At 59.2% G+C, this 22,197-nt stretch carries 11 protein-coding genes and 1 pseudogene; 8 read left to right on the top strand and 4 right to left on the bottom strand.

The genetic code is table 11. The features are described 5' to 3' along the window. Positions 1–150 precede the first annotated feature (150 nt). Positions 151–358 (bottom strand): annotated as a pseudogene (locus tag HAP41_RS22375) (transposase); the annotation flags it as partial. Positions 359–557: 199 nt separating this feature from the next. Between HAP41_RS22375 and HAP41_RS22370 the strand changes: the two are divergent. From HAP41_RS22370 to HAP41_RS22360, 3 genes are all read left to right on the top strand, one after another. Continuing rightward, on the top strand, positions 558–797 hold the full coding sequence (locus HAP41_RS22370) for a helix-turn-helix transcriptional regulator (RefSeq protein ID WP_166097040.1): 240 nt from the start codon (positions 558–560) through the stop codon (positions 795–797). A gap of 121 nt (positions 798–918) precedes the next feature. Further along, a complete protein-coding gene (locus HAP41_RS22365; protein ID WP_166097041.1) occupies positions 919–1,251 on the top strand; it encodes a hypothetical protein in 333 nt (110 codons plus the stop codon). After that, positions 1,248–1,925 carry a malonyl-ACP O-methyltransferase BioC gene (locus tag HAP41_RS22360; protein WP_175618093.1) on the top strand — a complete coding sequence of 226 codons (678 nt, stop codon included), beginning with the start codon at positions 1,248–1,250 and terminating at the stop codon, positions 1,923–1,925. The genes HAP41_RS22365 and HAP41_RS22360 overlap by 4 nt, the downstream gene beginning before the upstream one ends. Positions 1,926–2,009: 84 nt before the next feature. Here the strand turns inward: HAP41_RS22360 and HAP41_RS22355 are convergent, their stop codons facing one another. Continuing rightward, positions 2,010–2,252, bottom strand: coding sequence for a hypothetical protein (locus HAP41_RS22355; RefSeq protein WP_166097042.1), 243 nt, complete (start codon positions 2,250–2,252; stop codon positions 2,010–2,012). On the opposite strand from HAP41_RS22355, the gene HAP41_RS22350 reads away from it, so the two are divergent. Then, on the top strand, positions 2,251–2,610 hold the full coding sequence (locus tag HAP41_RS22350; protein WP_166097043.1) for a hypothetical protein: 360 nt from the start codon (positions 2,251–2,253) through the stop codon (positions 2,608–2,610). The two genes, HAP41_RS22355 and HAP41_RS22350, sit on opposite strands and share 2 nt — an antisense overlap. A gap of 53 nt (positions 2,611–2,663) precedes the next feature. Next, positions 2,664–4,838, top strand: a complete 2,175-nt coding sequence (locus HAP41_RS22345) for an AAA family ATPase (protein ID WP_166097044.1) — start codon at positions 2,664–2,666, stop codon at positions 4,836–4,838. 298 nt (positions 4,839–5,136) lie between these two features. Here the strand turns inward: HAP41_RS22345 and HAP41_RS22340 are convergent, their stop codons facing one another. Together HAP41_RS22340 and HAP41_RS22335 are read right to left on the bottom strand one after the other, a co-directional pair. Continuing rightward, complete coding sequence (locus tag HAP41_RS22340; RefSeq protein ID WP_166097045.1) at positions 5,137–5,442, bottom strand: hypothetical protein; 306 nt, start codon at positions 5,440–5,442, stop codon at positions 5,137–5,139. 375 nt (positions 5,443–5,817) lie between these two features. Further along, the gene (locus tag HAP41_RS22335; RefSeq protein ID WP_166097046.1) at positions 5,818–6,513 is read right to left on the bottom strand and encodes a matrixin family metalloprotease; all 696 of its coding nucleotides are present in this window, start codon (positions 6,511–6,513) and stop codon (positions 5,818–5,820) included. 303 nt (positions 6,514–6,816) lie between these two features. Between HAP41_RS22335 and HAP41_RS22330 the strand changes: the two genes are divergently transcribed. The 3 genes from HAP41_RS22330 (at position 6,817) to HAP41_RS22320 (ending at position 22,013) form a co-directional block, all read left to right on the top strand. After that, positions 6,817–13,416 (top strand): ester cyclase, encoded by a 6,600-nt coding sequence (locus HAP41_RS22330; RefSeq protein WP_248577224.1) that lies wholly within the window; start codon positions 6,817–6,819, stop codon positions 13,414–13,416. Between the two features lie 61 nt (positions 13,417–13,477). Next, entirely contained in the window at positions 13,478–15,961 is a 2,484-nt protein-coding gene (locus tag HAP41_RS22325; protein ID WP_248577223.1) for a hypothetical protein, read from the top strand. A 154-nt stretch (positions 15,962–16,115) separates the two neighbouring features. Beyond that, positions 16,116–22,013 (top strand): hypothetical protein, encoded by a 5,898-nt coding sequence (locus HAP41_RS22320; RefSeq protein ID WP_166097048.1) that lies wholly within the window; start codon positions 16,116–16,118, stop codon positions 22,011–22,013. Positions 22,014–22,197: the final 184 nt, after the last annotated feature.

Here is a 22,197-nt window from a genome sequence, read left to right as displayed (position 1 = left end):
GCGTTGATCGATCAAAGCGTGGAGCTCGGGTGGCCGCTGGGTGAGGCACGGCATAGAGTGGCGGACGCGTCCGGAAGGACAGTTCCGGCTGTGCGGCAGGCTCATCTTCGTTACGGGAAAAAAGTAGCTCGAAAGGCGCGCTAGAGCGCTTCACAGTTTGACTGAAGCATAGCCGGCGCTTGCGAAGTAGTTGGCGCATTCGCAAGGCTTGATGTCCTGGACGAGGTGACAGATGTGGCGCCAAGTGTCCTCGATGGTGCGGCTTCTGAGCTTGCCGCATCCAGTGTTTGATCTTGGAGAAGGCCTGTTCGATCGGGTTGAGATCGGGCCAGTATGGCGGCAGGTACCAGAGCCTGGCGTCGGGTCAGCGATGCTGGCCTCCAATCCAGTCAGCATCTTGAATCACAATCCGCCAAAAACCGGAATCCCCTCCGATTCAATTAAGCAATGAAACGCCATAAGTGTCGCGCAACATTTTCGGCTTTATTTGTTTCTTGATCGTATCTGTTTCAGGTTTATTCAGGGGGTCGCACTCAATTTCATCCTGAGGCGACCTCATGAGTACAAAACCCCTCGACCGGATTCTGCGCGAGCCCGAAGTTAAACGCGTCACCGGGCTGTCACGCACAACGCGCTGGCGTGGCGTCAAGGCCGGTACATTTCCGGCACCAGTAGAGCCCACGCCCGGAACTATCGGCTGGTTCGAAAGCGTCATTGCCCGTTGGCAAGCTGAACTCCGTGCGAAAGCGGAATTGTCGGAGCGCAATACAGAACATCAACTCGCAATTGAAAAATGAAACCGGCCGGTCCCGCGTGAGCAGGTACCGGCCGAGCATTTGGTAGGAAATCGAACTCCCTCCAAATAACCTGCGGTTTCTGATTGCGCAACCCGGCCTCTACTCTACGGAGGTCGCCTCCATGACCCAGCGGCGGCGGTTGCTCAACAGACGCCCCTCCGAAACCTTCGGGTTTCGTTGGCGGGACATGAACTACACCGCGACGACCAGCCGATTTCCAGACGGCAGGCTAGCGGAAATTTTCCTGAGCGGCGGCAAGATCAACACGGACAGTGACGCCATTGCGCGAGACGGCGGCGTCATCGCGAGCATCGCACTGCAATACGGCGCCGAGGTCGCGACCGTGCGCGGAGCGCTTCTTCGAGACGGCCGCGGCGCCGCGGCCAGCCCGTTGGGCGCCGCGCTAGACCAGATCGCGGAGATCGACGCGAGTAATTACGGGAGCGCGTCATGAAAATCGCGCATTCGCTGAACGAGCGCGGCCACGATCTTTACGAGACACCGGCAGTAGCCACCCACGCGCTGCTGAAAGCCGAGAAATTGCCGCAGATTTTGTGGGAGCCGGCCTGTGGTCCCGGCGCGATCGTCCGGGTACTGCGCGAAGCCGGCCATCAGGTGCTCGCTACTGACTTGATATACCACGATTCACTTGATCAGGATCATGGTGGCAGGGATTTCCTGCTTGAGCGCGAGCTGCCCAAGCTGGCTGACGGCAACGCGGTCGAAGCGATCGTCACCAACCCGCCCTTCAAACTAGCTGGCGAATTTGTCGAACACGCGATGAAGCTCTGCCCGCGCTTGATCATGTTGCTGCGCCTCACGTTTTACGAAAGCAAGCGGCGCAACTCGATTCTGGATGGTGGCCAACTCGCACGCGTTCACGTTTTCAGAAATAGATTGCCCATGATGCACCGCGCCGATTGGGACGGTCCGAGGGTTAGCAACCCGACGGCCTTCGCCTGGTTCGTGTGGGATCGCCATCATGCGGGCCCGTCCATCTGGGACCGCATTTCGTGGACGCCAACACTGGACGCCGGCCCGGCCTGCGCGACCGCACAATTTGAGACGCCACTGGAACGACAGGAAACGCGAGCCGAAGTTAGGCGTCCGCTTCGAGGTGACTTATGACCAACGCACCGCTGCTTATAGGCTTACGCGTACGAACGGACCACATACGTTCCGTTTGCGCGTGCGGCCAAACGGTTGTCGCGGTCAGGAAAGGCGCTGGCTCGCATGTCGCAAGCCTACTTTGCGCAGGCTGCGACCGCCATGCGGATGGCTGCCGAAAACGTTCGCCGATTTTCTGGCGGGGACGATCAGCCAGTTCGATTGGCCACCCGAACCCATCACGATCCGCAATCCGAAATTCGCGCAAGCGAATACGACCGCGCCATTGAGTACACTGCGTGGTCGCAATGTCAGCCCCCTGAACCCGACATAGAGGTAACTGAACATGTCAAACGAATCCGACTTCGACGATCTATACGGGAGCAAATACTACTCTGCCTCCGACCTGCACGGCGAAACGCCGCACCACCGGATCGGCAAGGTCGCTCTGGCAGAGTTGAAGGAGAAGGACGGCGGCACCAAACGCGAATACCTCGCCTACTTCGACGGCGTCGAAAAGCCGCTCGTCTTGAACAAGACCAACGCGCAAAAACTGGCGGCAGCGTTCGGCAAAGACTACTCCAAGTGGATTGGCATGGATGTCGAGCTCTACGCCGAAATGACTGGGCTTGGCAAAGAAGGCGTGCGGGTGCGCCCGCTTAAGCCGGCCAACGTTTCTGATCTGAATGACTCGATCAATCTCTAGAACCCGGCAGGGTCGTGCTGACGACACGACCCTCCATTCCCTTCGAGAATTCTATGCAGCTTGCAGGCTGGCAGATTCTGGACGCCGCCACGACGCAACGCAAGCGTCTGCTACGTGCTGGCTACTTGCCGATCCCAACTGAGGGCAAGAAGCCGGTGATTGGAGGTTGGCAAAATCTTGTCGTGCAAGAAGACGATATCGATGGCTGGTTTCATCAACATCCAGCGGCCTTTAATACCGGGGTTTTAACGCGCACCACGCCGGCGGTGGATATCGACGTATATGATCCCGACGTAGCACAAGCGATTGAGACGATGCTGTGGGATATGATGGGCGCTCGCGGCTTGGTACGCTTCGGAGAGGCGCCGAAACGTGCCGCGCTATTTCGGACCGAAATCCCGTTCGGAAAGATTTCAACGCCGGTCTTCACCTCGCCGATAAAGCAGCGGCATCGCGTCGAGGTCCTATGTAGCGGCCAGCAAATTGTGGTGTTGGGCACCCATCCAGGCACTGGCAAGCCCTATTCCTGGCATGGCGGCGAACCCGGCGATGTAGCCCGTGCCGATCTACCGGAGCTCACCGAAGCGGTAGCGCGAGACGTGGTCGCGAAGGCCGCTGCGATCATGCGGGCGCAGGGTTGGATCGAGGACGTTGCTCGCAAAACTAATGGCGACGATGCATACCATGGTGGTGGTAACGTCGACGAATTCGACTCGATCTATGGCAACAGCCAACGCAAATATGCACTGGCTGCGCTGCAAGGCTGCACCGCCGAGCTATCTGCCATGGCACCGGATTCCGGCCGCAATGATAAGCTCAATGCCGTGGCGTTCCGGCTTGGCACGATGTGCGCGCGCGGTTGGATCAACCGAGACGACGTTGAAAGCCGGCTGTTTGCGGCGGCCGTCGCGTGCCGGCTGGTTGCCGACGACGGCGAAGCTGCCACGCGTGCCACGTTGGTGTCCGGCCTAGGCGGCGGGCAACTGAAGCCCCACCCAGATCTCACTGACGAGACAGCACCTGTTCCTTCGAACACTCCGGCGCCGACTGTCGATCTCTTCTGGCACGGCGACCCTGACACCCGACCGCCACATTCCTGGCTAGCCGAGAAACTGATCCCGGGAAAGGGAATCGGCCTGATGTCCGGTCAATGGGGCGCTTGCAAAACGTTCGCTGCCTTCGATCTCAGCGCATCGATTGCATCGGGCATGCCGTTCGCCGGCCGCGAGATTGCCCGCCCCGGTGGCGTGCTATTTGTCGCAGCTGAAGGTGGCGACGAAGTTCGCACCCGGCTCAAAGGCGTCGAGCACAAGATTCGCGCCGCTGCGTTTGTTGCATCAGCTGCGGGCAACCCGATCGAGGCCGACCTCAACCATCTGCCGCTGGTATGGATCGAGGAGTCGGTCCGGTTCAATACCAAGGCCGGATCTGAACAGCTGCTTACCATCGCGCGGACCGTTCACAATCAAATGCTTGAGAAATTCGGCGTACCGTTGGTTTGCATCATCATTGATACCATGATGGCCTCGGTCGATTTCCAGGATGCCAACAGCGCCGCCGAAACCCAGCAGGTCATGAACGGGCTGCGAGGTCTCAGCCAGAAGACCGGCGCGTTCGTGCTGGTCGTCGATCACTTCGGCAAGAATATCGAAGTTGGTACCAAGGGCTCCAGCAACAAGGAAGACGCCAGTGACCTGGTGCTGGCGATGCTGGCTGACCGTGACGTCGGCGGTAGCATCAGCAACACGAGGATGAAAGTCAGGAAATTGCGCAACGGCAAGTCTGGTGTCGAATTTCCGTTCAACCTAGTTGAGGTCGATCTCGGCGACGGCGAAACCACCTGTGCCATCGAATGGAAGCCAGAGCGCGACGACACCGGCAAGAACACCAGCGGTAAGGGGAGCTGGACCAAGACCTTGCGGATTTTCCGCAGCGCCATGGAAACTGTGGTCATCGAGCGCTGCCGGGACCTTTTCCCATACGGCAACGACGGACCGAAAGTCCACGCTGTAACCCTCGAACAAGTACGGACTGAGTTCATCGCCAGCTATCCGGCCGATAATGAAGATCAGCGGGCCAGAGATGCCGTCAAGCGCAGCGCCTTCAACCGCGCCATGAGGGATGCGCGGGAGCGGCTGTTGATTTGCTCACGCGAGATCGAAGGCGTGGACTATCTCTGGTTGGTCGAGGAAACCGAGCTTGACTGGCTTAAGCGGACCGGTGCCTGAAGGTGCGAACGCGACTTTTTGTTAGAAAAATTCGCAAAATTCGCATTCCACGCGAACGAACGCACGTTTGTCCACACATTCGTACGTTCGTTCGCAGTGAGGGACGTACCAGTGTCGTCTGGCAAGTATACCAGCCGCGTTTTGAGACGCTCGGCGGCATTGCGGATTTTCGCTAGACCACCTGAGTCGGCCGGTCGATTTTCGCTTTGCAGAAAGGGCCCGGTGCCGGGGTCAGGCAAGGCGACTGTGCCTGGCCTACCCCACCGAGCCGCACATTAGAGTTCGGACCTTATTTTAGTTACTTCTCGCAATCAGTTGTTTTCGATTTTACAGAAGTGATCTTTGCCTTTGAAGTAGCTTTTTGGGAAAAGCTCTCACCGGGATTTAGGCCCGCCGCACCTTTATTTAGGTGTTCGTCCCCTTCCGTCGTGAAGTCACACTCGAAAGCACAAGTCTTCTGAAAATTATTGTTGTTCTTGATAGTCGCAGTCGATTGCTTGTCAGAAAATGCGCAGCTTAATTCACTTCGGGCTTCACGAAATGAAATGAACATAGCACCACATGCAATTAGCATCGTGAGCAAAACAGATCCAAACTTTGTCATTCGATTTTTCCCACTGCAGTTAAACGAATTACGTTCCGTCAACACGTTGCGTGCCATCCTCCCCACCGATCGTGCACACGTGGATTGAACAACTATTATCTAAGACAACAAGGAGCGTCAGCTCCCGCAGATTTATGTCCTCCCCAAGAAGGGAGCATTGCAATAACGCTCGCATCACTTCGAACTTCGATATCGCATTTGGCTTCTCTCGCTTCGCCAGTCGATCGAAATCGGAGCGCGCAAAGCGCTTAATCGAACTCTTTCCGCGAACTTTCTCCTGTTCTATCTATTATCTCAAAGCCTATTTGAATCGGCTCTCTCGATTCGCCGTTGATCGGTTGTCTGATACTGTCTTACAGCAAAGCAATCATCAAATTACGGGTCGCCGTATATCTTGTTTCGCCCCGCAATATCACCCGACTGCAAATCGCGACGCTTCTCACCAGGCTTCAAACCGACACTCATGACCGCAAAACCATCGGGCAAATCATCGAGACCCACGCAGTGGCCAAATTCATGAAGAGCGACACTCAGCAGATCGTATTCAGTTGGCTTGGGCTCATCGTTGGTCACGTGCCATGACATCGCGCTGTTGAAGCGGACCGCACATTTCTTCATCTTGGCGGTCCCGGATACGTTTGGATACGATGTTTCGGCCGGCTTTTTAGGGTCGTTGAGAGTCCCAAACTCGATGTAGTTCAGACCCGGGCATTGTGGGCAATCCTCGCTGGTAAACCTGAACTGAAATATCGTAGATTCTTTCTTCGCGTCTTTCTTCGAGTACCTCCATTTGTCCGCTGCGGTGCGGATGGTGTCCAACACTTTCGACCACGGCTTCGCTGCGTCAGTCGGATCGCGCGGTGCGTTTATGCTGCAGTACTCAAATGAAGACGCCATCGGGTACTTTTGAAATTTCCAATTCCAATCAAGCAGTTTGTAATTGTCACCTGCCAACGCGGAACTGGCCAGCAGCGCGAGGGCGGCAGCATTCGCAGCAACGAGTCGCAGCGCGCGAGCGACATTGGGTGATGCCTTTGTGCTTCCCGAGAAACTGCGGATCTGGCGGAGCATGGACCTTCCAGCCTTTCGCGCTCCGGTCCGATCGGCCGTGCGCATTAGTGCCGGGGAACACCTGTTCAATGGCGCGACCTGAACGAGATAGGCCCGGGCAGCGAAGCCAAATAACAGTTATCTTAGAACGAAACGTGCGGTCGGGAAGAGTTGATCGACCAAAGCCACAGGTTGATCAACTCAAAATTGTGGATAACTTTGCGGCCGAACGATCAACCAACGGTTGGCGCCTCGCCCTCATGTAAGCTTGCCGAGCGAGCAGAGGGGGCGAGAATGGAGGACGGAAGGTCCGATCGAGACTCGTTGCCAGAGACCAAGGGATCCGCGCAGTCCGGTCTTGTCGAGCAAGATATGGCGTCGCTCACGCGACGCAGCTTCCTGGTCGGCGCCGGCTCAGTCGCGGGAGCCTATGCGACGGGAGCCTTCGCCGCGACCAAGCCAACCTATCGATGGTTGATTTACCGCGCGCCCGATCCGCGCGTGGATGGGCGAAGCATCGTTGCCGTTTCTTTCGATGACAGGGATCCGGAAGAGTCGGATCTGCGCTGGTGTTTCCTTCCCGAAGTCTCCTTCAGTGAAAATGCCAAGGCAGCCATCCAGCCTTTGCCATCGAAGATTCATGGGACAGATGCTTACGACCTGCAGGTCGTCTTTTCCGGGCTTGAGATCGCGCGTCCTGATACGAAGCTTCCCAAATATTTCAGTCTGATTTTCAGGTTCATCCATACCGAAGACAAGGCAGATCCCCGCGTGGCTATTGTGGCGCGCGATTTACTGTCGCCGGGAGAGCGGCCGCTAGCACAGATCAAGTTGAAACAATGGCGTTCCGCCGCGCCAATCGATATCGATGCCCAGCTAGCGCCCGCATTGCTCAACACGGTATTTTCAACACGCCTGCGACTGCCGCGCAGCGGAAAGATCAACCTCTTGCTGGTGCGGCCGACCGAACAGGATCGTCGTTTTATATGGCGGTTTCGCGCCGTCAGCCCCACGACAACACATACGAGCGCTTTTGCGGTGGTGGCCGATCAAGCTGCCAAGCTCGGCGACAGCGAGTTTGGACGAGCAGTCGTGGGCTCATCCATGTGGGTCGATATGTGGCGGGCCCATTCGGCGCTCGAGAAGGACACAGGCAATCAAGCGCAAGGCGCGGCCGCGGCCACAACCGCGAACCAGCCCGCGGCGAACAACAACTCACCGCTGACGCCTGACAAAACGCCAGCGCCTATAACGACAACAAGCAATTCGCCAAAGCCAACGCCACCGAGAACGGTCGCGCAATTGACGGCCTTCCGGCCCAACGGATCCTCTGTGGTGTTGGGCGAAAAGAAGTTGACCAATGGGGAGGCCAGCAGCCTCGTCCTTCGGCGTCTCGAAGTCGATAACAAGAGGCTCGTTCAGCTGGTTCGGCGGGATCGTTCCGGGTATCCACGCGGCATCAAATCTCCCGACAATACTTTCCTGCCGGTCGCGATCGAAACGACCCTGCCAGTCGGAGGCGGTGAGCTCTCGGTCCACACCAGTCGCGCCAAAAAGGCAGCGCGCCAGGAAGGACCTTTCCGCCTCGACTTGGGCACAATGACTTTCTCGGGCGCCCCCGATGAATCCCTTTGTCTAGACGCCGATTTTCAACTCAGCAGCCACAACGTTTCGCTTTTGACGGCGTTCGGGCCCTTCGAAGTCGAGCGACCGGAAGACAAGCGCGTACGCCGGAGGAACGCGAGCGAGCTCTCCGAGCAGGAAAACGACGAGGCGAAGAGTTCACAATACGAAAAACGACAACCGGTACGGCTGACCGTGACCGACCGTGTCATCAAAGCCTTCGAGGCCACCGCCCGTGTGAATAGCGTGGGGGTCGCCCTGAGCAAGCCTCCCAAACTGCCGGACAACGATCACGCATACCGTGTAGATCTCGGATTCCCGCAAGGATGCGAGGTGCTATTCCGGCTTTTCGGACTCAATGACAGCGCGAATACCCGTCAGGGCATCGGTCGAGTATCCCTGGGAACCTCGCTCAATGCGCTGCCGGCAACGGACACTTATGCAGGCCCTTATGTGCTGCCGCTCGACAACGGCGCTTTGCAGTTGCGCCGTTGGCGTGACCTCGTGTGCCTGAAGTATACCTTTGCCGGTCTCGATCTTGTCCAGGACGGCGGCGGCAAGGCGTATCTCGTCCCACGAGGCCTTGCCCGGCAGACGTCGTTCGACACTTCTCCGCGCGACGTCAGCGGCAATCTAGCCGATCCGGACATGAGCGCTGCGCCATTTGATCCGCGCCCCATGATGGTCGTGGAGTTCCCTTCTCAGCACGTGGCCGAAGAGGCGTTCTTCGAGCAGCGCATCGAGAGACCGGCGCCGCCGCGCTATCCCGCTTCGCTCCTTCAGAACGATCCGACGCTGGCCAAGAAATTCGACAAGCTGCGTTCGCTCTATCTGTCGCAGAACCCGCGCGCGAAGCCGATACCTGACAGCGTGAAGTTAGATGCCAAAGCAAAGAAGCGCATCGGGTTGCGCAAGGAGTTGCTTGAGGCGATTGAGCATGGGTCCGGAAAGGATGTTGACGATTTCAAGCGGTTTCGGACCGAGTTCGAAAAGGTCAAAAAAAGCCTCCCACGCGAGCAGCAGTCATATGTCGGGGACGAATTTCTCGACCCCGAGGCGCGCCGCGTGGCAGAGATTGCTGCCGACGCACTAATCACCGCGAAAGCCGAGTTGTTCGACAGCTTGCCCGACGATCCGGTCAGCGCGCCGGAGCGCCTGGCTGCATCACAGCATCAAGAGGAACTGAACCCCAGCCAGAATGACCCGAAGAAGCAGAAGCAGAACGACGCTCAGGTCGCCAAGATCGTAAGCAACCTGCAGCAGACCCGAGATCCCTTCTTCGTCGCGCTGCAGAAGGCATATTCCGACAAGCTTCAACAGGGGGGAGTACCCAAGCTCGGTGACCCAGAGGTCGACAAATTGCTCGAGAGCTTCTCCGGCCGCACGCCGTTGCGCGATGCAGTCGAGAAATTTCGGAAAAAGATCGAGGCTGGTGCGAACCAGAACCCTCCCGATGCGACGGTCGCTGCCAAGACGGAGTCTCTCACGAAGTTCAAGGCGTTCGTCAAGAAGCTCATAGACCAAATCCAGGATGACATGGGCCTGAGCGGGGATGAAGATCCGACCCCGACGTCGCGCGCCCGGCTGTCGGGGCCCTCGCGGCTGGCGTTCCGCATCAACACGGACGACTTCGAGACCGGAGATCAGGGCGGACGGATCGAGTTTACCGTCAGCGAATTGACCAACTGGTCGCGACACGAACTGGTGGTGATCCGCCGAGCGCAGAAGCTCCTCAAGGCCTATGCGGACGGCTCGCGCCGGCCGCGATGGGACATTCAAGAAGATCACGACCTGGCGACACAGCTCGTGCATATGGGATTTAGCCGTGGCGGCTGGGCAGACCGTAGCAAAAGCAAGAACGGGAGTATCAGCCCGCGCAACTGGTCGCAGGCAACCGTCACTGCCGAGCAGCGGCTCGCGGAGGTGGCGGCATCCGCCGCGGCTCCGCCCGGCCCGTTTGAGACGGCGATCGAAATGCCGTTCCGCCTTTTCCTGTCGCCAGCTCAGGATGGGCGTTTCCGTACTCGGCGCGAGGTTCCGTCGTGGCTTTTGTCCAACAGCAAGGACGCCGGCAAATCCACGACGGTCGTAGAGCCACTCTGGCGGGCGGCCTTCGACGTCCAACCCAATTCGGCTTTGCGCGCCATCTGGTCGCCGGACTTCCGTCCCGAGGCCTTCGTGCCAGGTACAGTCGGCCAGGGCCACGGCTGCCTTGTTCTCCCCTGTCCGAGCCGGGCCAACCGGCCACCCATGCGCGGACCTTACGCGCCGTGGGCGATGGGCCGGGAAACGTCCGACAACCCCATTCCGCCCGATATCGTCGAGGCGCCGCGCTTCCGCACTTCTCTCGATGCGTTCGATCGACACGAACTGGTAACACTATCGTCCTTGCACGGATTGCCGGTGATCGGCAAGGTGGGCACGGATACGCAGAACAACGTCGTTCGACTCGGCAAGGATCAGGCCGAACCGCCCGAAGGATTTCAGGTCTCGACGCCGAACTGGGAAGGGGTCGTCGAAGAAAAAAGAAAACTGCTGCCGAGTCTCAATGACGTCTATCTTCCCAAGGTGCTCGATCCGAAGGGACTCGAACTCGCGCTCACCTCCCTTGGCGGTTACCTGCGGCTCAACGCCAGCTTCGACCCGCCGGCTTCGATTCTCACCGGCAAGGGAGAGGACTATTATAATGCGCTGTCGATCGAGCGCTGGCGCCACAATATCGTGCTCGGCCGCGATATCAGCGCCGAAGTGGTTTACAAGGGATACCTCTTCCCGATCGGCTTGCATTGCACGCTGATCAAGATCACCGAAAGACGCTTCCAGAAAGTTGACGGCCGCAATGGCCCAGTGGCGGTTCTTCGCCAGCGTATGTTCCTTCGGATTGGCAACCCGACGAAGAATTTTCCGGCCTTCCAGCAACCCGACGAGGGCCGCCGCGTGCCATTCCAGGCGCTCACGGTCGTCACCACGCAAACTCCCGATATCGTCGATCCTTACGACGTCACGAGTGGAACTGACGATAACGGAATTTATTCAAATGGCCGCATTGATCTTGGGAGTGGCGCACGCGGCACGGCCTTCTGGCCCCGCACCAGCAAACGCCTTGGCGGCGAGGTTAAGTTCGATCTTCTGGTCGACGGCAATATCCCGACGCGCCTGCCGCTGATCTTCGTCGACAACGCCGCAGCGAATAACGAGGATGCGGTCCGGCAGGTGTGCCAGCACTACAACAGGTTGGGGGCGAGCGCCACCTTCCTCCCGGCCCTGACCCAGGCCGGGTTCGCGGGCGCCAAGCTGACCTATGCACCCGAGAGCAAGGCGGGCGACACGCAATTCGAAACCCAGTCGCTGGTGTTCGGTGCAGAAGGCCGCGCCGCGGACGGGCCTAAGCCTGATGCATCGAAGTATCAGCCGTTTCAAGCCGCGAGCGTTGCCAACGCAAACTTTGTCAGCAACCCATTTATGCAGGGTGCCGATCAGCCTCCATTTTACCCTGCAATGCGTTTCGCTACGGTCAAGATCGGTCAGATCGAGCGGCTCGTCGGCCATCCGCTACCGCCAACTCGCATTGCCTACGATCCGAGCTATGCTCTTTACGGCTTTCCGGAAAAAGACAATGAATCGCCCGCTGACGCGGGCGCCATTCCTACTGCGCCAGCAAAGAATGCAGACGCCGCCAATCCGAAAGAAATTTTCCTCTCCCTGATCGATAAGCGCGAACTGACATTCGGACAAGGCGGAGACAAGGGCGGCGGGGTTTCCCGCCCGGAAATGACCGTCTACGCCCTGTCGCGCCAGGCCGGACCGATCAGTGCTATCCCGCAAGATAGAGGCCAGGCTCCCGCCGCAGCGGTCGCGCCAGGGGATCCCAATCCCGATCAGCCTGCCGCGATCACCGCCCAACTGAACAGCATCAAGAACAAGAAGGATCTCGCCAAATCGTTCTTCGGTGACAACGCGACGTTGCTTGGGCTGATCAAGCTCGCCGACCTGATCGAGGCGATCATCACACTGGCCGGCGGCCGTGTCCCGGTCCTCAAGGAGCTGGTCGACTACGGCGGCGGGCTTGCGGGCGATGCGGACGCATTCATCAGGGAGCGCGTACTCGAGCCGCTGCAGCAGGCGCTCAGTTCACTTAACCAGCCGATGAACAATCCAATTGATCTCGGTGGGGAGCCGGTTAAAGTCGCTAGCGTCTATCCTGACGTGGTCCGTGCCTACAACGCATTGAGCCAGAGCGTCCAGGCCGCCATCGACGCGCCGCCGCCTTCGGACGATCCCGGCGACACGATCAGCACCTATACCGCCGTATACACCGCCGGCCGGAGCTTCGTGAACGCCATCGAGCGAGCGCTCCGCGATCCCATCACTCCGCTGCGCGAGGCAGCGAAGAATTGGCTCAATGGCAAGATCGACGAGGCGAAGGGCAAGTTCGACGACGCCGTCAAGAAGTTGCAGGCAATAGTCGACGATTTTACCGATTCAGTGCGCGTCCGTTTGCGCAACTATATCGTCGACAAGATCCTCAAACCGCTAAAATCCGCGGTCCTCACGATACCTCCGCCCGCAAATGCCGGGTCGCTTACCCCGACAATCCTGGCTGCTCTCACCGATGTGCTCAATACGTCGATCGACGAGGCCCTGGCCTATGACGACGTCTGGAACCAGGGAGACACCTTCTTCGATACCAACGCATTTGCGAGACACGTCGCCGATCGCGTTCGCTTCAATGCATCAGGCAAGATAAGCTCGCAACTGGCCGACCTGCAGGCCAAGGCACTGGAACAGTTCCCGGACGCGAAGACCGCTGCCAATGACCTTCTGGTTTCGGAGGCTCGCGTTTTCCTTGCCGAAAGCGGCATTGGCAAATACACGCAAGGCCTGACCGGGCTGAAGATAACCGACATCGCGAAGTTGCGGGATTTTTTTCAACTGGGCGTACCGGTTTCGGATGCAATACGGCGGCTCAGGCCCATCGCAGATATCGGCGCCAAGTTTCAGAACAGGTGCGACGCCGCGGCCACGTCCCTTACGGACCTGATTGTCGCGTCAATACCGCGACAGCCGACGGCCATTCCGGATCCGCAAACGTTCAGCCGCCTCGCAGACGATCTGAACGTTCTCACCGTCAAGGCAGGCCAACTTGGTCAACTATTCCCTGATGACCTGCGGCCCGTCCTTGACGATCTGAAGAAACAGCTCGACCAGGCCGTCAAAAATGTGAGGGCGCCCTGCGCCGACCTTTCCGGGGATCTGACCAGCCTTCAGCTTCTGATCGTCTCCTTCGGCAATCGGCAATGAAGCGAGCAACTTCCAGCAGGTAAGCTGCACCCTTCCTTTGCCTTGGCAACTGCAACGTCTCTTGAATTACGTACGTCAGCTTTCGACGCAGGCGGCGCGCTGCATCGGCGATGCAAAGTCGATTGTTACCGGCCTTCGCGATGTCCTGCAGCAGGTGAACGCACTCACTGTTCCGAGCTACACGTTTGTACCGCAGTCAAGCCCCGATCCGACAACGTGGACGATCCAACTGGGGGAGCGGAATGCTGCCTGCTCCGTCATCGACCTTCTTCGCCAGCACTTCCTGGCCAAAGTCATTCCCGTCATTCAGGCGTCAAGCAACGCGCTACAGGCTCTCTCGCTCGCCGGCATTCCCTCACCGTCTGCACCAGGACTTTCGGCCGACGACATCGCACGCGTGCAGGCTTTCGGTCGCCTATTTGCGGTCGTCAACACAACCTTCGCTAATACCGATTTAGCGCCCGTCATCGACGGTGTTCGAAAGGTCTATAGCAACGTCCAGGGCGATTATGACCAAAGCCTTGCCCAAAAGGTCGCCGCATCTGTCAAGGAGCTAGAAGATGCAGGCACGGTCGTCATCAACCGTTTGGACGACAACAATGCCGTGATTAACCAAAACCTCAGGATCGCGATCGACGCAGTTGTTTCGGCAAACGGCAAAGTCGCCGCGCGCGCCGCGGATATCGTCGCGATGGCCGTAGGAGACGCGCTGCAGCCCAGCTTCGGCACGGACTTGTTCGACCTGACCACAAATCCTCCGGCTCAATTGCTTCTGTCGATGCTCTTCGATCGCATCACCGGGCAGTTCCAGGACAAGGTACAGGCCGCGACCGACGCGATCGTGCAGTTCATCGCCCAGGATCCGGATATCTCGGGAAATCTCCAGAAGTTCTTCCTAGAGGCTCGCGATACACGAGACAGCTTCTACAACTACGTGCTTACCATGGGAACGAGCGTCGGGCCGGTAACGACGCAAGTCGCCAGTGCGCTGCTGGCGCCTGGCGATCGTAACCTGACCATCGGCAACGATGCGTTGTGGGGGCAGAACGACGCGATCGCTTCGATTGACGGCGCACTCAAGACGGCCGGCGGCGACAAAATCGGGGCGGTCGTCAAGCTCTTCGGCCTCATCGGAAGCTGGAACACAAGCGCTTATGAAATTGTGCAGCCACCGAAAGCGCCCGTACGAGGCCCAAACTCCGTCCTTTTCATCGCCGACCAAGCGAAAAACGTCGTCGCAGGCTTGTTGCGCGACGTCCTGAAGGGCGATCTCGGCAAGATCATCGATTTCGCCGCAATCAAGGCCGACGTCGAACGGCGGCTGCGCGAGCTGATCCCCAGCAAGGTCACGCTGGCTTACGATTTCGACACCGAACTACAGGACGTGGGCGGAATTTTCCTGCCGGAAGACGGCTCGCGCCTGACGCTCAAGGCTCGCACGGTCATCGATGTGCTCAACGGCGGATCGCCTCAAGTCACTGCGTCCGGCGAGCTGGGGCCGTTCAGCGTCAACATCCTGGGCGGCTTTCTCGACATCGTCACGCTTTCGTTCGACGGCGCTAAGTTCGGCAGCGAAACCGGCGGCAAGCTCAAGGCCAACGTGATCGACGTGCAGCTCGGCGAAGCCGTCAGTTTCCTGCAGGCTGTGAGCTCATTCTTCTCGTTCGGCGCCAACGGGTTTTATCTGTCCGCGCTATTCGACCCGCCGGGAATTGAGGCCGGCTATCGCATGCCGCCGTGCGGCTTTGCCCTCGGGGTGCTCGGCATCAGCAACATCTCGCTCAATGCCGCCGCCATCTTGCCGTTCGACGGGTCGCCGGCGCTGTTCAAGGTCGGGCTGTCGCGCCCGGAGTCCCCCTTCTTGATCAATGTCGCCGTGTACGGCGGCGGTGGACATCTTGCTCTCTATTCGACCTCACAAGGCATCATCGGCTTCGAATCCAGTTTCGAATTCGGCGCGGTCGTGGCCTTCGCGATCGGCCCGTTGACCGGAAATGCCAGGATCACGGTTGGCATATTCCTGCGCAGCTTTAGAAGCGGTGATAGCACGCTCTCGACGATCGAGGGCTACACGACCGTTGCCGGCTCGGCCAGCATCTCGATCTTCCGCTTCTCCGCCATGCTGCAGGTGCGGGTCGGCCAGCAGCCCAACGGCGAAATGGTCGGGACCGCGATTTTCACCTTCTCGTTCTCTATGGGTATTAAGGACATCGAGTTCCGCGTCACCGCGCGCAAGAACATGGGCAAGGGCTACTCGTCGAATCCACAAATCGGCGACGCTGGTGACATCATCGATCCCTCGCGCAAGTTAATCCAGCTGGCAGGCAATGTGCCCCCCTACCCCGTCGCTTCGGACGTCGGGGGCGGCCCTCACTCGATACCTGTGTCAGCAAGCAAGATGGATTGCGACGGCGAAGACAAAAAAAAGCAATGCGACAAACCGATCGCCCATTTGCATTACCACGCGGTGTGCAAAGGCGAAGATTACAAGCAATACCAAAGCTATTTCGATCAGCACCAACCCTGGCAGCCATCGTTCTTCTGAGGCGGTCGCTGACTCCACAACTCCGCACGGAGCATGAACCGATGAGAGACGTCATCATTTCCGATTGCGTGGCCAAAAACAGACGTCTCCTCGCCTCGCCCTCGCAAGGCATTCGTGCCATGCGTCCCGGTCACCCGGAAGCTGCGTTAGTGTCATGATGGATAAATTGATCGCTACGGTGATTCCACGCACCATTTCCAAACAGGGCGAGCACGTCAAGGTAGCGGCGACCCTGGTGCTTCGGCCGGGAACGATCAACGATCCACCGGTGACGATCAAAGATCAGAAGGAGTCGAATAGCCCTCAGCTGTTCGAAACTTGGCCGACCGTTATCCATGGTCTGTTTGCCGCGCATGGGGCCGTCTCGGCAGAACTAGGCATCACGGACTCAGCGGGTAAATCAACGTCGACAAAGGACGGGCATGAGATCAAACCGGTCCTCTCAACCACGCTGACGACTTACCCTGACATCAGTATGGACTCGGGGTTCGGGGGGCTCAAATTTAAGGACATCACCAAAATCTGGCGTCAATTCCTGCAGGATGATGACCACACTCTTACAGGCCTTCGAACTGCCCTGAAAGATACGACGGCCGACCCCAATCATCCGTATAAGGATGTCCAGCAAGGCCCCGATGCTCCGAGCAAAGATGCTCCCAATATCGTCGGCATGCCGCGCACCGAGCTTGCCCAACAGATCACTATGGCGCGGGCCCAGGCACTGATTGCCCGTGTGAACGGGCGCACACCCTCCCGCCAGGCCTTCCTCGGCGAAGGCGCCTATTTCGAGCGCCCGTGGGCCCGTGCGGCGACGGCCACCGAACGCCACGCGCTCGACAGCGTCATCTTTGAGCCGAGGGCCCGGGACGTTGCCGGATTCACGTCGGAGGGTACTCCAGTCGTGTTCGCTGCAGACGCGCCGCCGCCTGCGCCGCCTGCACAACTCCCGTTTGACCCGCATCGCTACTGGGAGGACTACAAAAGACAGCACCCCGACGACCCGAGCATTTCAAAGCCCGACGAGAAGCAGTGGTCGCAGATCAGGGAGATCCTGGTCAAACAACGTCAAGACAAAGATCTCTGTTACAAGGGCACGCTGGCAAAGCATCAGAAATCGGCCGGCGATGTCCATAAGGCCGAGGGCGGTCTATCAGGATCCGACCCCGGCAAATCTCTGCAGACCATCCGCGACCAGCGGGCCCAGCACAAGACGCTGCAACAGGCGATCAGCGACGTCAGCGACAACAACGGGAACGTAGCTAGCGAGTTGTTACGGCTACACGATGCAGCCACGTTGGAAGACTATGGCAAGGTACCAGACTCAAATAGCCATACGGCGAATGAAAGTCAGGATGTGCAAAGTCGGAGGGCTGATGATGCCCGGCGCCGCTGGTTTGCCCTGCTGGGCTTTCCGGCCTTGCAACACCTGTTTCTCCTGAGCGTCGATATTGAATTCCTGTTTTCAGGCACCCAATTCAAGGACCTCGTTGGCGCTGCTGCGACGACGCCGGATTTCGTCCGAAACAAAGAAGCAGCGTCCTTCTTGCTGATCCGATTGCGTGTAGCCGGCAACGAACCGGCCCTTAAGAACATCATTTTCTCCGGGCACTGGACCTTGGCCAAGGCGCCGCGGTCCTTGTCGGAGGAAGTCGATTGTTTCATGCCGGCGACGCTCGAAGAACTGCTGGAATGTTTCAGCGACGGCAATGCGCCGACGTCCGCCCGAAACCTGCGCGAGCGCGGCACGATCGATCAGTTCGACGGCGTCATCGACCTGGAGGCTGCCGCCGTCAGCGGTGATGATCGCTCCCTGCGTTTCTCGGTCGAAACAGTAGACATCCATGCCGCCACCGAATCGGACATGCGGCGCGATATGGCCTTGGCGAACGCCGGGGACCTCAGATCGACCGACGGGACCAGCTTGCCCCCCATTCCCGAAGTGACGGCGGCAGCTGCGGTGGAGCGCAAGCTGAGGACTGCCGGCCTGCAATTGCTCGATCAATGGCGGGGCAGCGTGGTTGTCAAGCAGTTCAGCCGCTCGCTGTCGGCTGCTGCAGAGAGTGACGAAACGCTGATTCTGGATGCAGACGATCTTGCCGTCGGCTACCGCCTCGACGTCGGTTTCCGCACCAGTGCGGCGAGCGGGTTGACCTGGGCTTGCTTGACCAACCGGAGGGTCAAGTATGCTTTGCCAGACGGCGCGCACGCACTCGATAAGGCTGTCGATGCTATGCTCTCGGCCCCCGATGTCGATGTCGGCAAGCGGCGGGTCGAACTTGACGGTAGCGTGCTGGCGATGCCCACCCGACTTCTGCAGAACGCCGCCGGCAACAAGACCGGCTTTGCGGAATCCGTGCTGGCGGCCTGGCAAGGCGATCCGCTGGGCTTGGAAGCGCATGAGCAGCGAGTGGGGGTCTGTCCGGGCGGCTTAGCTCTCAATGTGGATTTCGACTTGCTCTCCGGAAGCAACGACGAACGTCCGCCTAAGCTGCGTTTCGGCGTCCCCTATTGGCTCGGTGCACGTACCGTATTCCTTGGCGGCGTGTGCCTGCCCCTGCGTGACAAGAAGCCGTCGCGGCTTACTGCTCAAAAACTCTACGAGGCCGGCTTATGCGACGGCATGCTGCTGCCGCGCCGCGACCAGTTGCGGCGTTTTCTCCGCCATGAATGGATCGATCCACCGATGGTCGCGGTGCCTTGGGCCGACATCGTCTCCGAGTTGGGGGGCGCAACGAGATCTGTCGCGGAGAATTCTGCAAAACTCGTCGCGGAGAAGCCAACGAAACTGATCGCGGGAAAGCAGGCGGAACGCGTCGCGGCAAAGCCGGCGGAAGAGTTCTGCCGCGGGCTCGACGGTGAAACAATGGTCGTCCGCCTGCCCAAGCCCACCCCCCACTCTTCTGCCGAAGAGCCTGATGATCATTGGCGATTCAAGCCCCTGACATCGCAACGCGCCGTGTGTGCGCCCGGCGTCGATTTCACCTTCGCTCATTTGCACGGCGTCTTCGACAACGACGCAGATCCGACTAAAAAATTCGGGTTGGCGGGTGTTGACTATGACCCGAGCCGTGGCGGTTTTCCCTCGATTTCACCCCAGGCCGCCATCGAGGAAAATTCGATCGCCTTTATGCAGACTGGCGCCAATCAGCCGGCTGCAAGCGGCATCGCAATCTTTCGCGCGCGTAGGCAAAAAACTGCGAAACCGCCCCGCGCCGAAGAGCTGTATTACCCAGATCCCGCAGCTCGCTCGATGGTGATAGGTTTACGATATCCTTGGACGACCGACACATATCTCGTCGGAGCTCCTATCGTCGTCCCCCTCTACGGCGGCGGCAGTTCTAGCTTCCCCAGGCGCGAATACCCGGACGCTATGCCTCTGCTAATCACTGTAGAAGCAGTGCCGTCGGGAGCGGATGGGCGGCTGACGAAGTATCAACAACTGGAAAAGCGGACTGGCGGTAAATTAATCAGGCTCGTGCCCATCGACAAGAGCAAACCGCCAACCGGCCCAAACGCCGCAATCGAAGTGATTATCAGGCTCGCGCCGGCCGAGGATTTTTGCGTCGACATCTGGGCATTACCCGACGTCAATCACTTGGCCCAATGGTTCGATGCCCCTGAATCGGTGGCGTTTTACTGCGCCGCAGCGGAATTCGATGAAGTGCCCGACCCAGCGAGCGAGAGGCAGAAACTGTCCGTTGCGATGCCTGATGCGGTGCCCGGCAAGATTCCGGAGAAAGCCTATCCTTCGCCCCCGCAAACAATCCGCCGCAACGATGCAGTAGTGAGTTCGGAAGCGGTGGCCCGCGCGGCTGCCAGGTTACACACGGCGCTGTGTCTCAAGCCGATTCCCGAATTGTCGGCGGTACGCAGCCTGCGGGCGGTTCATGCCGTCGAGCAACCGCCCGCCGTACCAAAACTGGTGGGTGCCCAGGTTCCTGAAATCCGCTTTCGGCGCGTGGACGAGGCGACACGTAGCGAGATTGTGGGACCGCCCGCACAAGACTGGCACACTTGGCAGCGCACGGCTGATTCTCCGTCAGCCACCGATGTGTTGGCGGGCGGTGATCTTTCCATCGACCGGGCGGTCCACGAGAGTATCGAACTGCGGGTGCGAGCCGTGGCACCGAACGGGCGCCCCATCGACAATCCTCTGCTCGGTCGGACGCCCGAGGATCGTTCGCGCGGGATATGGCCTTCGAAGCCCGTGTGGCCTCAGAAGCCGGACGGCAGCAGCTTTCCGCGTCGGAACAACTCCTTTACCCGCCTGCTCTACGGCTTCGACGTGGACGAGCAAGGTCGCGTCACCTTCTCCCCTGAGGATATTGTCTTCAACACATGGTCGTTGCAGCCAAACTGCCACTTGGCGCAGGAAACCATCAGCCTCTTGGAGCTCACCACTGAAAGTGAACAGCCTTCGCCGCCGGCGTCACAGCAGCAGTGCGCAGCTCCAGCGAACCCGGCGCCGGCCGACGGCCAAACGGCGCAAAAAAATGCCGGCCACGGCAGACGGTCCGCTCAGCGTTATTTTTCCGATGGAACGGCACGGCGGGTGAAGGCCTATTTTGCCGCGACATCGCGCACCGCCCGCCTGATTCCCGAACGCTCGACCTACCCTGACGCAGAGCAACAGAAGCGCGACAAGGAGCGGCTATTCGCATATGAGCAAGATGCTCAAGGCAAACCGGTGATGATGTCGACGATCATCCGATCCATCGTCCGGCCGCTGGCAATTCCACCCAAACACATCCTGCCCGCGTTTGTCTGGACAAATCGGTCGGACACCGCCACTGGCGCGCGATCGATAAGTCGTCGCACCCGCATCCGCATTCCATTCGACCGGCCCGCCATGACCTCGGGTGAAGACGAACGCATCGGAATTGTGGTGTGGCCGCCCAACATCCTCGGCGCCTCAACCAAACCCGGAACGACGAACGGTTCACTGCCGATATGGACCGAAACCGACCTTACCCTCGGCAAGATTCGTCGAGCCGAGCCATTGGAAACTGGCGAGCCGCAGAACAAACTGCTTGACCTGCAAGCCTTGGGGGAGACTGCGCCGCAGGGCCAGGGGACGGCTGACTGGCGGCCCGGGTATTTCAGCGACGAGGACCTCGGACCGGGCGGCGCGTATATCAGCCGCTGGGGCGCCGATCCGATTCACGACGCCGGCGAGATGACTTGGCTCATACACCCTCGTGCGTTCCGCGACGTGCTTGACTGGACCGAAACAGCGCTCGATTCGATCGCGGAGGAAAGCAATGACAGTGGCATATTGTGGCCGGAGGAGAAGCGGTATACGCCGCGGCTAGTCGAAAATGTCCTTATGCCTATTCCGGGCGACGACCCAAGCAAGTCGAACACCGAGACAGGTAACGGTCAAAAGGACGAAAATCTCAAAGAACCCGACTTCATGCTTGTGTCGCTGTTGACTTACGCGCCGCGGTTCGATGTCGAGAGCGAAACGTGGTACGTTGACGTCGAGATCGATCCCGGCACCGCGCCGGATCCCTTCCTGCGCCTGGGTCTGGTGCGTTACCAACCTCATGCCAACCGTCGCATACAGGTTTCCTATCCGGTTTCGGAATGGATCCAGGTGGTCGGCTACTGCCGCGACGTGACGCTTGAACGCGACGACGAGACCGTGACTGTGGCGGTCAAGGGACCCGTGCTCGCCAAAAACACGTCGGAGGCGCCGCTGACGATCGTCCGCGCCTCGTTGATAGAGCGACGGGTGAGCGAATATGGCGTCGCCTACGAATGGCCGGCGCGAACCGTCATCGATGGTAAGCTCGGAGAACCGATTGAGCAGGTGAGTTATGCCAATGCACCGAGCGACGAACTTATCTGGCAGGGTGCGTTCGATCTTCCAAGCAAGGACGACAGCAACGATACGGTGAGCTACGCGATCTTCATAGAGGAATGCTACCGCATGCGGCGCGCAACCTTCGATCAGGAGCCAGTCAAGCAGGAGCCCCCTCCCACGGACCGGGATGATCTGGATTACTGGCGCGACTCCGGCCCCCGATTTGCGGTGCGGATCGACTTGTAGCGATGTCCCCCGCATTAGCCAAGCCGACAAAGGGTCGGGTTGACTTATTTCGGTTTTGTTTGCGGGCGAAATTCAGCCGACTTCCTAGATTGCGAGACAGACTACCCAAAAAGTGCCCGGCCAAATTGAGCCTTGCGGGCAGAGAGCTTATAAGCCCGCGACCTGAACCGTCGAGGGGCGATTA

This window comes from Bradyrhizobium barranii subsp. apii (assembly GCF_011516635.5).
In the GTDB taxonomy this organism is placed as follows: Bacteria; Pseudomonadota; Alphaproteobacteria; order Rhizobiales; family Xanthobacteraceae; genus Bradyrhizobium; species Bradyrhizobium barranii.
Note: the sequence above shows the minus strand (reverse complement) of the source record. Positions and strands in the feature narration are given on the sequence as shown.